Consider the following 13,735-nt stretch of genomic DNA (forward strand, 5'->3'; position numbering starts at 1 on the left):
TTCGGCCGATCCTCGCTCTGCTGCGGTCGTCCGAACCGTGCCGGAACTGCTGCGGGCGCGCGCCGCCGACCAGCCCGACCGGACGGCGATCATGACTCCCGGCGGCCGCTCCCTGACGTTCGGCGCGTGGGACCGCCGCTCCGACGCGGTCGCCCGCGCCCTGCTCGACAGGGGAGTGCGGCGCGGCGAACCCGTGGCGCTGTCCTTCGACGGAGGCGACTGGCCCGAGTTCGCGATCGCCTGCCTGGGCGTGCAGAAGGCGGGCGGGGCCGTGCTGCCGCTCCCGACGGGCCTGCCGCCCGCCCAGGCCGACGGGCTGCGCGCGACGGCGGGCGCGCGGCTGACCCTGACCGGACTGGACGGCCTCGAACCGTTCGGAGCCCGGCCGCCGGACGTGCGGATCGACCCGGAAGACCTCGCCCAGATCGTCTTCACCTCCGGGACGACCGGCACGCCCAAGGCCGTCGCCGCCAGCCACGCGAACCTGGCGTACGGGTACCGGCCGCACCCTCGCGTCCGCCCCTACGCCCACTCCCGCCTGTTCGCCCATGCCTTTCCGATCGGGACGAACGCGGCGCAGATGATGCTCATGGACACCCTGACCGCGCACCCGGCGGCGCTGGCCCTGCCGTTCTTCGACGCGGCCCGGTTCTGCGCCCTGGTCGACGAGCACCGGGTGGGCACGGTGTTCCTCGTCCCCCCGATGGCCGCGGAACTGCTGCGCTCGGGCGCCCACCGCGGCCACGACCTGTCGAGCGTGCTCCTGGTCAGCTCCTCGGCGGCGGCGCTGCCCCCGGCGACGGCGCTGGAGCTGACCCGCGTCTTCCCGGCCGCGACCGTCGTGAACTGCTACATCTCGACGGAGTCCGCGCCCGCCCGCACCGCGATGATCGTGGACCCGCGCCGCCCCGGCTCGCTCGGCGCCCCAGCGGACCCGCGCGACCTGCGGATCCTGCGCTCCGACGGGGAGGCCGCCGCCCCCGGGGAGGTCGGCGAGGTGTGGTTGCGCTGCCCCGCGCCGCCCCGCTCCTACCTGGGCGAGGAGCGCTCGGACGTCTTCCGCGACGGCTGGGTGCGGATGGGGGACCTCGGCCGCCTGGACGACGACGGCCACCTGCACCTGACGGACCGCGAGTCCGACGTCATCAAGTGCGGCGGCCTCAAGGTCTCCACCGTGCAGGTGGAGGCGGCCCTGCACGAGCACCCGGCGGTCGTCGAGGCGGCCGTCGTGGGACTGCCGCACCCGGTGATGGGCGCGGTCGTCGGCGCGGCGGTCCGCACGGCGGAGCCGGTGACGGCGCCCCGGCTCAAACGCTTCCTCGCCGACCGCCTGGCCCGCCACGAACGCCCGGTGCGCATCGCGTTCGTCGACGACTTCCCTCGAACCACCACAGGAAAGATCCTCAAACCGAGGGTCCGTGAGCTTCTCGCAGAGGTGAGGAACCATGAAACGACCAGCGACCCTTCGCCAGCGTGACGTCTGGCTGGCCGAGCGAGCCGGACACGGCGGTTACGCGATCCCGCTGACCGTCGTCTTCTCGGGGAAGGCCGACGTGCCGCGGCTGCGAGCGGCGGTCGAGGCGGTGCTGGCCCGCCACCCCGTCCTGTCCTGCGCGGTGCGCGAGGAGGACGGGGCGCCGTTCCTGGCCCCGGCGGCCGAACCCCCGCGCGTGCTGGAGGGGCCGGTCGACGCCGCCGAGCCCTTCGACCTGGAACGCGGGCCGCTCATGCGGATCGGCCTGGAGCCGGGAGGGGACTCCTGCCGCCTGACGGCCGTCGCCCACCACACGGTCTTCGACGGGGAGTCCAAGTCGATCTTTCTGCGGGATCTGGCGGCCGCCTACGCGGGCGAGGACCTGCCGCCGCTGCGCGACGCGGACCTGGCCGCCGAGGAGGAGGCCAGGGTCGCCGAGGTGCTCGGCACGGCCCGCGAGTTCTGGAAGCGGCGCTGGCGCACCCCGGAACCGGCGGCGCTGCCCTTCCTGGACGGGCCGTGCCCGCCGGACGGACCCGGCGAGCAGATCCGCTTCCGGCTGGACGCCGACCTGGACGCCCTCGGCGTGACCCGCTTCGAGGCGATCCTGGCATCCCTGCAGGCACTGCTGTGGCGGTACGGCAACACCGAGGCCGCGATCGGCGTGGACCTCGGCACCCGCGCCGACGCCGACCGCGACCGGATCGGCATGTTCGCCGCCGAACTGCCGGTCTTCACCCGCCTCCGGCCGGACTGGACGTTCCAGAGGCTCGCGCGGAGCCTGCGCTTCGAGCACGGCCTGCGCCGCGACCTCCGCGGCCTGTTCCGGGTGCGGGAAGTACCGCCGACCCGGGCGGTCTCGGGGATCACGCCCGGTACGGCCCTGCCGCAGGTGTCGCTCAGCTACCGCCGCAGGGACGCCGTGCCGGAGTTCCCCGGCCTGACCGCCGACGTCGACTGGATCTCCTTCAACGGCGTCGGCCGCGGAGCGCTGCGCGTCGTCGTGGCCGACGGCCCCGAGGGCTGCGACGTGAGCCTCCAGTACCAGACCGCGCACCTGGACCGGGCCGCCGCCGAGCGGATCGCCGGGCACTGGCGCACCCTGCTCGCCCAGGTTACCGCGGCCCCGGACACCCCGCTGGCCGAGCTGGTGGACGAGCCCCAGCCCCGCCACGACACCGCCGTGTCCCGACCCCCGGTCACCCTCGTGGACCTGTTCGAGCAGCAGGCCGCGCGCGCACCGTCCGCCCCTGCCGTCGTGGAGGACGAGCGGACGCTCACCTACGCGGAACTGGACGCCGCCGCCGACGCCGTGGCCGCCGCCCTGGCCGGGGCGGGAGCGTCCCGCGGTTCCCTGGTGGCGGTGCAGGCCGACCGGTCGGCCTGCACCGTGATCGCCCTGCTCGGCGTCCTCAAGGCGGGCGCCGCCTACCTGCCGCTCGACCCCTCCCACCCGATCGCGCGGCTGGCGTTCCAGCTCCAGGACGCCGCACCCGCCGTGGTCCTCACCCCCAAGCGCCTCTTGGGAACGGTCCCGGTGCACGACGCGCCGCTGCTCGTCGTGGAGGACGCCACCTCGGCCGGCGGCGACCGGAAAGGCGCCCGCCCCGAGCCCGCCGACCGCGCCTACGTCCTGTACACCTCCGGCTCGACGGGGCGGCCGAAGGGCGTGGAGGTCGGGCACGCCGCGCTGGTGAACCTGCTGCTCGGCGTCGGGGAGCGGCTCGGCGACCAGGCCGGGCGCACCTGGCTGGGGCTCACCTCGCCGTCGTTCGACATCTCCGCGCTGGAGCTGTACCTGCCGCTCGTCACCGGCGGCCGGGTGGTGATCGCGCCCGAGGCGCTGAGCGGCGACGGCGCGGCCCTGTCCCTGCTGGTCAAGCGGCACGGCGTCACCCACGTGCAGGCCACGCCGTCGGGCTGGCAGCTCCTGCTGGACGGCGGCTTCGACCGCCCGGACGTCACCGCGCTCGCGGGCGGGGAGACCCTGCCCCGGCCGCTCGCCGACGCCGTCCTCGCCCGGACCCGCCGCCTGTTCAACATGTACGGGCCGACCGAGACCACGATCTGGTCGACCTGCGCGCAGGTCACCGGTCCCGTGACGCGCCCGCAGGTCACCGGTTCCGTGACGATCGGCCTCCCGCTCCCCGGCACCACCGTCCACATCCTGGACGAGGGGCTGCGTCCGCTGCCGTGCGGCGTGCCCGGCGAGCTGTGCGTCGGAGGCGCGGGACTGGCCTTCGGCTACCTGAACCGCCCGGAACTGACCGCCGAGCGGTTCACGACCCTGCCGTCGGGAGAACGGATCTACCGCACGGGCGACCTCGCCCGGTTCCGCGCGGACGGGGAGCTGGAGTTCCTCGGCCGCCGCGACGGCCAGGTGAAGCTGCTCGGCCACCGGATCGAGACCGGCGAGATCGAGGCGCGGCTGCTGGAGCACCCCGACGTGTCCCGCGCCGCCGTCGCCGTCCGGGACGGGCGGCTCGCCGCCTACGTCGTGACGGCCGCCGAGGTGAGCCGTGCCGAGCTGCGCGCGCACTGCGCCGCGGCCCTGCCCTCGATCATGGTCCCGGCGCGGTTCACCGCGCTGGACGCGCTGCCCCTGACCCCGAACGGGAAGGTCGACCGCGCCGCGCTGCCCGAGCCCGCCGCGCGGCCCGCCGCCGGCGCCGCGCTCACCGGCACCGCTTCGACGGTCCGGGAGATCGTCGCCGAGGTGCTGCGGATGCCGGAGATCGGTCCCGACGAGGACCTGTTCGAGCTGGGCGTGCACTCCCTGCTCATCACCCAGATCGCGGCGCGGATCCGCACCCGCCTCGGTCCCGACCTGCCCCTGCACGTCTTCTACGACACCCCGACGATCACCGGCCTGGCCGCGTACGCCGACCGGCTGCTCGCCAAGGAGGCGGTGTGAGCCTTCCCGCGCTGCACGTCAACTGGACCAGCCCGTACCGGCACGGGCTGGAGCGCCTCGGCGGCCTCGCCGGGAACGGCCCCTACCGGCTTCCGGCGGAGGAGATCGTGACGAGCGTGCACAGCGCGCTCGCCTGGCGCCGCCACCACGGCGGCATCGGCCTGGCCACCGACTCGCTCGGCGCCACCTATGCCAAGGAGCAGGGCCTGGACGCCCTCTACGACCAGGTGGACACCTTCCTGGACGAGCTGGAGGACATCGACCTCGACCCCCTCGTCTACTCCACCGGCGCGAAGATCTACGCCGCGTCCCGGCTGAGCGCACCCTTCGCGATCGTCGACACCGACCTCTACCTGCGCCGGCCGCTGGAGATCCCCGCCGGAGCGGGCTTCGTCTTCGCCCACTGGGAGGACCTCGACCCCGCCGTCTACCCCGACGTCGCCGAGGTGCCCAACCGGGCGGGCGCCGACCTGTCCCGCTGGACGTTCGACACCCCCGCCGCGAACATGGCGATCTCGGTCTTCCTCGACGACGAGCACCGCGCCGCCTACGCGCGGGCCGGGCTGGAGTACGCCGTCGGGAACGCCGGGCTCCACGAAGGCGGCGTGCACGTACGCGCGGTGTTCGCCGAGCAGCGCCTGGCCCCGGCCGTCGCCCGCGCCCTGGGCACCGACCTGCGCCCGGTCACCGAGCGGTTCTGGCTCGGCGGGCGGGAGGCCTGGGACGGGCCCGACCACTCCGGGCTCTTCCACCACACCTGGCACCTGAAGGCCCAGCTCCGCACGTTCGCCGAGCTGCGGCCCGCCTACCTGCGCTACCTGGTCGAGGACCTGCTGTGGCACTTCCCCGAAGCGGAGCCGCTCCTGCTGGACACCCCCGACCTCGCCGCGCACCACGACCTCGTCCGGCTGACGGCCGCGGACCTGAAGGCGCACGGCCCGACGACGCTGGGAGCCGCGCGGTGAAGGCGGCGATCGTCGGCGCGGGCCTGGCCGGCCCGCTGCTCGCCGCGCTGCTCGCCGAACGGGGGCACGCGGTGACCGTCGTGGACAGGCGCCGCGACCCCCGCACCGGGAACGGGGGAGAGGGCAGGTCGGTCAACCTCGGGATCTCCGCGCGCGGCATCCGGGCCCTGCGCCGGATCGGCCTGTGGGACGACCTCGCCCCCCACCTGGTGCCCATGCGGGGGCGGGTCGTGCACCGGCCGGGCGCCCTTCCCGTCTTCGCCCCCTACGGCACCGACCCGTCGCAGGTGCTGCACTCGATCCGGCGCGACGTCCTCAACGGGATGCTCATCACCCGCGCGGAGAAGCGGGCGGAGTTCCGGTTCGGCGCGGCCTGCGCGGGACTGGACCCGGACGGGGGAGTGCTCATCCTCGAGGACGGCACGTCCGAGCGGTTCGACCTGGTCGTCGGCGCGGACGGGGTGTTCTCGACGGTCCGCGGCCTGCTCCAGCGCGGCAGGCCCGCCGACTACCGGCAGGACTACCTGGAGTGGGGCTACAAGGAGCTGACGATCCCGCCGGGCGCGCCGATCCCGCACAAGGCGCTGAACCTGTGGCCCGGCCGGCACGGCCTGGTGCTCGGGCACCCGAACGTGGACGGCTCCCACACCGGGACGGTGTTCCTGCCGCTGCGCGGCCCGGCCGGCTTCGAGGCGCTGACGGGCGACCACGCCGTGGCCGCCTTCTTCGCCGAGCACTTCCCGCAGGTGCCCGGCCTCGTCCCCGGCCTGCTGGAGGAGTTCCGGTCGCGTCCCGTCGGGCACCTGGTGACGGTCCGCACCTCGCCCTGGCACCACGGCGGCGGGGTCGTGCTGGTGGGCGACGCCGCGCACGCCGTCACCCCGTTCTACGGGCAGGGCATGAACGCCGCCCTGGAGGACTGCCTCGTCCTGGACGCCTGCCTGGAGCGGCACTCCGGCGACCGGGCCGCGGCCCTGGCCGCCTACCAGGCCGCCCGCAAACCCCACACCGACGTGCTCGCCGACCTGTCCGAGCGCAACTTCGCCGAGCTGCGCGACGGCACCCGCTCCCCGCTGCGGCTGGCCCGCGCCCGCGCCGACCGGGAGCTCGCCCGCCTGCTGCCGGGCCGCTGGCTGCCGCTCTACACGATGGTCTCCCACACCGCGATCCCCTACGCCGACGCCATCGCCCGCGCCCGGCGCCAGGACCTGGCGCTGGCCGCGACGACGCTGGCCGCCGGGCTGGCGGCGGGCGCCGCCGCGGCCCGCACCCTCCGAACGGAACAGCGATGATCACACATCCCCGCGACCCCGCCTTGAGCCTGCTGGAAACCACCGACACCCAGGTGCCGGAGGCCGCCGAGATCCTCGCGTGGGCCCGCCGCTACCTGGTGAACGGCCATCCCGACCTCGGCCGCAAGGGCCCCGTCTGCCCGTACGCGCAGGGGGCGCTGACCCGCAGGACGTTCTACCTGCACGTCGTCCCGGGCCGGGTCGACGGCCTGGAGGGCATCGTCCCGGTGGCCGAGCGCTACCGTGACTGGTTCCTCGAACTGGCGCCCCGCACCGAGCCCGAAGCGGTCTTCACCACGATCCTGCTGCTCTTCCCCGGCGTGGCGCGCCGCGAGCTGATCGACCGCGCCCAGGCCGCGCTCCGGGAGTCCTTCGTCCGCCGGGGCCTCATGATCGGCGAGTTCCACGACGGCCCGCCCCCCAAAGGCGGCCTCTGGAACTCCGACTGGCGCCCCCTCCACAGCCCCGTCCCCCTCCTGGGCCTGCGGCACATGGTCCCCACCGACCGGCCCTTCCTCGCCCACGACCCCGCGCTGCTGTCCGTCCACGCCGAGCTGTTCGGGAGCGTGCCGTGCTGATCCCTCGCCGTCCGGCGGGCACGGCCGCCCCGCTCACGCCGGCGCAGGCGCGGTTGTGGTTCCTGGAGCAGGCGGGGTTCTCCTCGAGCGGCTCCGGGAGCGCCTACCTGTGCTGGAGCGGCAGGCGGTACCGGGGGCCGCTGGACGCGGGCCGGCTGCGGGCGGCGCTACGGGAGACCGCCGCCCGGCACGAGGCGCTGCGGACCTGGATCGGCGCCGGACCCGACGGGCCCGTCCAGCACGTCGTGGCCGAGGCGCCGGACGTGCTCGACGCGCGGGACGTGTCCGGCGCGGCGGACCCGGTGGCCGAGGCGCGGCGGGTGAGCGAGGAGTTCGTCGCCCGCCCGCTGCGGCTGGACCGGCCTCCGCTGCACCGGGCACTGCTGCTGCGCCTGGGCGAGGACGACCACGTCCTCGTGTGGTGCCTGCACCACATCATCTGCGACGGGCGGTCGCTGGGGCTGCTGGAGGCCGAGCTGTCCGCCCGCTACCGGGGTGAGGCACCGCAGGGTGAGCCGGTGCAGTTCCCCGACTACGCGGCATGGGCCGCCGGGCGGGAGACCGGGGGCCGGGAGCACTGGGCCGAACGGCTCGCCGGGGCGCCCGCCGTGCAGGGTCCGCCGTCGGACCTGCCGCGTCCGGCCGAGCCGGGCGTACGCGGGGCGCACTGCGCCGCCCGGCTCGACCCCGGCCTCTCGCGCGACCTGCTGGACCTGGCCCGGCGGGAGCGCTGCACCCCCTTCACGGTCTTCCTCACCGCGATGATGATCGCCCTCTCCCGCCACTCCGGAGAACGGGACGTCGTCATCGGCACCCCGTCGAGCGAGCGGGACGCCCCCGGGCTGGAGGACGCCGTCGGGTTCTACGTCAACACCCTGCCGATCCGCTGCGCGGTGTCGGAGGACCGCACGTTCCGCGAGCAGTTGCGCGAGGTGAGGGCCGTCGTCCTGGACGCGCTCGCGCACCGGGACGTCCCGTTCGAGGAGATCGTCGCGGCGTGCGGGGCGGCCCGCGAACCGGGCCGCAACCCGCTGTTCCAGACGATGCTGGTCATGGAGCAAGGAGGGCCGGACCCCGCGCCGGAAGGGACGGTCCCGCAACCGTGGCCGCTGGTCGCCCCGACCTCCCGCCTCGACCTGACGATGCTGGTCTCGCCGGGCGGCCCCGGGATCGACCTGTACTTCGACTACGCCGCCGAGCTGCTCACTGAGACCGAGGCGGCACGCTTCCGCGACCAGATCGTACGGCTGCTGCGCGCCTGCGTCGCGGACCCGGCCGCGCCGATCCGCCGGACCCCGGCCCTGACCGCCGCCGAGCACGCCCGCCTTCTGGACGTCCCCGCGGACGCCTCGCAGGTCCCGGACGTCGTCGAAGGCTTCCTGGCGGTCGCGGACCGGCAGCCGGACGCGCCCGCCCTCATCGCGGCCGGGCGGACCCTCACCTACCGGGAGCTGGAACGGGAGTCGCGGCTGCTGGGGGCGCGGCTGGCGGACACGCGCCTCGTCGGGATCGTCCTGCCCCAGGGGCCGGACGCGATCATCGCGATCCTCGCCGCGCTGCGGGCCGGCGCGGCGTACCTGCCGCTCTCCCCGGACGATCCGCGCGCGCCCGCCCTGCTGCGGCGCTCGGGAGCGGACGCCGTCATCGACGCGGACGGCATCCGCCGCCTCCCCGGGGGCGGCGCACCGCCCGACGGCCTTGCCTATGTGATCTTCACCTCGGGTTCGACCGGCGAGCCCAAGGGCGTCATGGTCGGCCGGCGCGGTCTGGCCCGCTTCACCCGCTCCTTCGTCGAAGCGCACACCTGCTTCGCACCCGGGCAGCGTGTCCTCATGCTGCCTCCGCTGACCTTCGACGCCTCCATCGGCGACCTCTTCCCGGCCCTGACGTCGGGCGCCGCCCTCGTCCTGCACCCCGAGCCCGCCCGCCTCGACGCCGCCGGGCTCGTCGCCTTCTGCTCCGCCCACTCCGTCACCGCCGTGGACGCCCCCGTCGCGCTGTGGCGCGGCTGGACCGACGATCTGGCAGCCGGGACCGTCCGCGTCCCGCCGGAGTGGCCCGTCACCACCCTCATGGTCGGCGGCGACCGCGTCCCGACACCGGCCGTCGCCGCCTGGGCGAAGGCCACCGGCTCCCGCGTCCGCTTCCACGACCATTACGGCCCCACCGAGGCCACCGTCTGCGCCACCCTCTCCACGACCGTCGACGCCGCCGAGTACACGGCCACCGGAGGGCGGCGGGTCGCGCACCTGCCGATCGGACGGCCGCTGCCGCACGTACGCGCCCATGTACTGACCCCGGAGGGGGAGCTCGCGGCCCCGGGCGCGCCGGGAGAGCTGTACCTGGCGGGGGAGTGCGTGGCCCTGGGCTACCTGGGCGCCCCGGAACTCACCGCTGAGAGGTTCGTGCCCGATCCATGGAGCGGCGGACGCATGTACCGGACGGGGGATCTCGCACGGTGGCGGACGGACGGCCTGCTGGAGTTCCTCGGACGGGCGGACCGCCAGGTGAAGATCCGCGGATTCCGTGTCGAACCGGGAGAGGTCGAGTCGGCGCTGACCGCGCATCCAAAGGTGCACGACGCGGCGGTCATCGCGGCGGAGGGAAGGCTCGTCGCCTACACGGCGACGAAGGTGCTTCCCGGGGAGCTGCGGAGCTTCGTCCGGGAAAAGCTGCCTCGAGCCCTCATGCCCGACGTGTTCGTCCCGGTCGGGAGTGTGCCGCGCACCCCGCACGGCAAGGTCGACCTCGCCGCGCTGCCGCCCGTACCGGCCGCCGAGAACGGCTACGCGCCACCGGAAGGCCCGCTGGAAGGCGCTCTCGCCGCCATCTGGGCGAAAGTCCTGGAGGTGCCGCGAGTCGGACGCACCGACAACTTCTTCGCCCTGGGCGGCAGCTCGATCATCGCGACGAGAATCGCCGCCGCCGTCGAACGCGCCCTGGGCGCACGGATGCCCCTGGAAGACCTGCTGGCCTCCGACGACCTGGCCGACCTCGCCCGCAGGCTCGGTGAAACGAACACCCCCACGCCCGTTCCTTCGCCTGCCGCCGAGCCGCCGGACCTGCGGGAGCCGCTGCCACCGGAGATTCGTGCGGCGGGACGTGTTCCGTCCGAACCGCCGCGTACCGTCCTGCTCACCGGGGCGACCGGGTTCCTCGGCGCCCACCTGCTGGCCGAGCTGCTGGCGCGCCCGGAGACAGCGGTCCTGTGCCTGGTGCGGGCCGACGGCGCCGCCCAGGGCCACGCCCGGGTGCGGGAGGCGTTGCGCTCCTGGGACCTGGACGGCGACCCGGGACGGATCGTCGCGCTGCCGGGCGACCTCGCGCTGCCCCGGTTCGGTCTGGACGAGGCGCAATGGCGCGACCTGGCCCGGCGCTGCGACGCGATCTGCCACAACGGCGGCCTCGTCAGCTTCACCGAGCCGTACGAGCGGCTGCGCCCGCCCAACGTGGGGGGAACCGTCGAGGCGCTGCGGCTGGCCGCGCTCGGCGGGGGCACACCCGTCCACGCCGTGTCCACGCTCGGGGTGTACATCGCCGACCGCTTCCTCGGCGCCCGGGTCACCGAGCAGGACGCCCCGGACGATCCCGCGGGGCTGCCCGGCCCCTACGAGCAGAGCAAGTGGGCGGCCGACCGGCTCTGCCGGGAGGCGCGCGCGGCCGGGATCCTGGTGAGCCTGCACCGGCCCGCCCGGATCGGCGGCCACTCCCTGACCGGACGGGCCGACCCGGGCGACTACTTCAGCAGCCTCCTGCGGACCTTCGCGCAGACCGGCTGCGTACCCGACCTCGCCCACACCGAGGACGTCACGCCCGTCGACCACGTGGCCGCCGCGATCACCCGGGCGGTCATGGACCCGGACGCGACCGGCCGCGACCACCACTACTTCAACAACGCCACCATCGGATATCCGGAGCTGGCCGAAGCACTGCGGTCGCACGGCCGCGACGCGGCGCTCGTCCCCTGGGAGCGCTGGCGGGACGAGGTCAACGCCCGGCTCGCCGCCGGGACCGGCCTCGCCCTCGCCCCCTTCGTGACGTCCCTGCCGGAGACCGCGCCGGACTTCCCCCGGCCGGAGTTCGACTGCGCCCGCACCGAGCGGGACCTGGGCGCCTGCCCGCCCGCCGACCGGACGCTGATCGGCCGCTACCTCGACTTCCTCGCCTCCGCCGGAGCCCTCGCATGACCACTGAGATTTTGCGCTTCGCCCTGGTCTGGGGCACTTCGTTGGTGTCGAGCGTCGGGTCGGCCCTGACCTCGTTCGTGCTGGGCGTGTGGGTCTACCAGACGACCGGGTCGGTGACCGGGTTCGCCCTGGTGATGCTCGCCGCGATGCTGCCGCCGGTGCTGCTCGGACCGCTCGCCGGGGTGGTGGCCGACCGGTTCGACCGCAGGAAGGTGCTGGTGGCGGCCGACTGCGCCGGCGGCACCGTCACCGCGGTGCTCGCCGTGCTCGTGCACACCGGGAACCTGCATCCGGTCCACGTGTGCGTCGCGGCGGCCGTCGGCGCGGCGGCGGGCACGTTCCACTTCACCGCCTACCAGGCGATCACCCCGCTGCTCGTCCCGGCCCGCCACCTCGGCCGCGCCAACGGGCTCATGCAGCTGGGCATGGCCGCGCAGATCGCGGCGCCCGCGGTGGCCGCCGCGCTGCTCGCCGCGGTCGGGACGGGCGGCGTCATCCTCCTGGACCTGGCCTCGTTCGCGGTGGCGGTGGGCACGCTGCTGGCCGTCCGGCTGCCGGAGCACGTGCTGCGGCCCGAGCGCCCGGCCGCTCCGCCCCCGCTGCGCGCCGACCTCGTCCAGGGCTGGCGGTACCTGCGGGAGCGGCGCCCCCTGCTGCTGCTCGCCCTGGTGTTCACCGGCTACAACTTCGTGTACGGCCTGGCGGGCGTGCTGGTCCAGCCGCTCATCCTCGCCTTCGCCCCACCGGCCACGCTCGGCGTGCTCATGCTCGCGGGCGGCTGCGGCGTCCTCGCCGGGAGCCTCGCGATGGGCGCGTGGGGAGGTCCGCGCCGCCGCATGAACGGCATCACCCTGTTCATGCTGGCCGGCGCCGCCGCGCTGGTCCTGCACGCGCCCAGCCCCTCGCCGCTCCTGGTGGGCGCTGCCGCCGCGGTCTTCCTGTTCACCCTGCCGATCGTGCAGGGCTGCGGCCGCACCCTGTTCCAGACGAAGGTCGAGCCCGCCGCGCTCGGCCGTGTCACGGGCACCGTCCAGGCCCTGGGCCAGGCCGCCCAGCCGCTCGCCTACCTGGCCGCCGGGCCGCTGAGCGAGCAGGTGGCCGAACCCCTGCTGGCGCCCGGCGGCGCGCTCGCCGGAAGCGTCGGCGTCCTGACCGGCACGGGCGACGGCCGCGGCATCGCCGCGCTCTTCCTGCTGGCCGCCGTGCTGCTGGCCGCGCTCGCCGCCACCACCTTGACCCCGTCCCTGCGCACCCTCGAGCGCACGCTCCCGGACACCCTTCCCGATATCCCGCCGACCCGCCACCCGGAGGTGGACCATGCCCGTTGAGCCCGAGGCCGAAGCGGCCGACCCGATGACCCACCTGCTCGGGCTGCTGGCCTGCCACGCGGCCGTCGCCGCGTTGCGGCTGGGGGTGTTCGACGCGCTGGCCGAGGGCCCGGCGGCCCCGGAGGAGCTCGCGGCGCGGACGGGCGCGGCCCGCGAACCGCTGTGCGCGCTGCTGGACGCCCTCGTCGAGAGCGGCTACCTGGCGCTGGAGGACGGGCGTTACGCCGAGCGGCCCGCCGGGGCGGGGCTGCGCGGGCACTGGGGAGAGGTGCTGCCGCTGTGGACGGCGCTGGCCGCGGGGCCCTGGGAGGGGCTCGCCGAGGCGGTCGGGTCGGGGGTGCCCGACGGGACCTTCTACTCCTGGCTCGACGACCGGCCCGAGGTCCGCCGCCGCTTCCACCGGCTGCAGGAAGGGATGGCCGCCGGGCTCGCCGAGGCGATCACACTGCCCGGCGGGACCCGGTCGCTCCTGGACGTCGGCGGCGGCAGCGGGACGTTCAGCCGGGTGTTCTGCGCCCGCAGCCCGGAGCTGCGCGCGACGGTCGTGGACCTGCCGTCCGTCGTCGCCGAGGCGGGATTCGACGGGCCGGTCACGGGACGGGGGGCTGATCTCGGCAGGCCGGGGGCGATCACCGAGCGGGGCCAGGACGTCGTCCTGCTCTGCAACGTCCTGCACGGTTTCACCTCCGTCCGGGCCCGGGCGCTCGTCGCCGAGGCGGCCGCGGCGCTGCGGACCGGCGGGACGCTGCTGATCCTGGAGTCCGACCCGGCTCCGGACGCGCCCGCCGAGCGAGCCTTCCAGCGGTTCTTCGACCTCAACCTCTGGCACACCCAGGGCGGGCGGCTGCATCCGTCCTCGGAACTGGCCGGCTGGGCGGTGGAGGCGGGCTGCACGGTCCGGCTCACCGACCTCCCCGATCATCCCGCGCATCTGCTGCTCACCGCCGTTCGCCTGTGAAGGCGGCCGGGACATCGCCCGGCCGCCTTCACAGCAGGG

8 protein-coding genes are annotated in these 13,735 nt (G+C 75.3%); all 8 read left to right on the top strand.

The genetic code is table 11. The features are described from left to right. Nucleotides 1-37 precede the first annotated feature (37 nt). From ABD140_RS07020 to ABD140_RS07055, 8 genes are read left to right on the top strand one after another with little or no spacing between them, the layout of a single operon-like run. Nucleotides 38-1,477 (top strand): class I adenylate-forming enzyme family protein, encoded by a 1,440-nt coding sequence (locus tag ABD140_RS07020; RefSeq protein ID WP_344237999.1) that lies wholly within the window; start codon nt 38-40, stop codon nt 1,475-1,477. After that, complete coding sequence (locus ABD140_RS07025; protein WP_344238001.1) at nt 1,446-4,388, top strand: non-ribosomal peptide synthetase; 2,943 nt, start codon at nt 1,446-1,448, stop codon at nt 4,386-4,388. Before ABD140_RS07020 ends, ABD140_RS07025 begins: the two co-directional genes overlap by 32 nt. After that, nucleotides 4,385-5,353, top strand: a complete 969-nt coding sequence (locus tag ABD140_RS07030; protein WP_344238003.1) for a hypothetical protein — start codon at nt 4,385-4,387, stop codon at nt 5,351-5,353. The genes ABD140_RS07025 and ABD140_RS07030 overlap by 4 nt, the downstream gene beginning before the upstream one ends. Next, nucleotides 5,350-6,645 (top strand): FAD-dependent oxidoreductase, encoded by a 1,296-nt coding sequence (locus ABD140_RS07035; protein WP_344238005.1) that lies wholly within the window; start codon nt 5,350-5,352, stop codon nt 6,643-6,645. Before ABD140_RS07030 ends, ABD140_RS07035 begins: the two co-directional genes overlap by 4 nt. Next, nucleotides 6,642-7,223, top strand: a complete 582-nt coding sequence (locus ABD140_RS07040) for a DUF6875 domain-containing protein (protein WP_344238007.1) — start codon at nt 6,642-6,644, stop codon at nt 7,221-7,223. The genes ABD140_RS07035 and ABD140_RS07040 overlap by 4 nt, the downstream gene beginning before the upstream one ends. After that, nucleotides 7,217-11,410 (top strand): non-ribosomal peptide synthetase, encoded by a 4,194-nt coding sequence (locus ABD140_RS07045; protein WP_344238009.1) that lies wholly within the window; start codon nt 7,217-7,219, stop codon nt 11,408-11,410. Before ABD140_RS07040 ends, ABD140_RS07045 begins: the two co-directional genes overlap by 7 nt. Then, nucleotides 11,407-12,738, top strand: a complete 1,332-nt coding sequence (locus ABD140_RS07050) for an MFS transporter (RefSeq protein WP_344238011.1) — start codon at nt 11,407-11,409, stop codon at nt 12,736-12,738. Before ABD140_RS07045 ends, ABD140_RS07050 begins: the two co-directional genes overlap by 4 nt. Continuing rightward, nucleotides 12,728-13,696 (top strand): methyltransferase, encoded by a 969-nt coding sequence (locus ABD140_RS07055; protein ID WP_344238013.1) that lies wholly within the window; start codon nt 12,728-12,730, stop codon nt 13,694-13,696. Before ABD140_RS07050 ends, ABD140_RS07055 begins: the two co-directional genes overlap by 11 nt. Nucleotides 13,697-13,735: the final 39 nt, after the last annotated feature.

Source organism: Actinocorallia libanotica (assembly GCF_039525175.1).
GTDB classification, from domain to species: Bacteria; Actinomycetota; Actinomycetes; order Streptosporangiales; family Streptosporangiaceae; genus Actinocorallia; species Actinocorallia libanotica.

What these genes read in the sequence shown, in the direction of transcription:
- ABD140_RS07040 (WP_344238007.1), top strand. Translation starts at nt 6,642, where the DNA reads ATGATCACACATCCCCGCGACCCCGCCTTGAGCCTGCTGGAAACCACC.
- ABD140_RS07025 (WP_344238001.1), top strand. Translation starts at nt 1,446, where the DNA reads ATGAAACGACCAGCGACCCTTCGCCAGCGTGACGTCTGGCTGGCCGAG.
- ABD140_RS07050 (WP_344238011.1), top strand. Translation starts at nt 11,407, where the DNA reads ATGACCACTGAGATTTTGCGCTTCGCCCTGGTCTGGGGCACTTCGTTG.
- ABD140_RS07055 (WP_344238013.1), top strand. Translation starts at nt 12,728, where the DNA reads ATGCCCGTTGAGCCCGAGGCCGAAGCGGCCGACCCGATGACCCACCTG.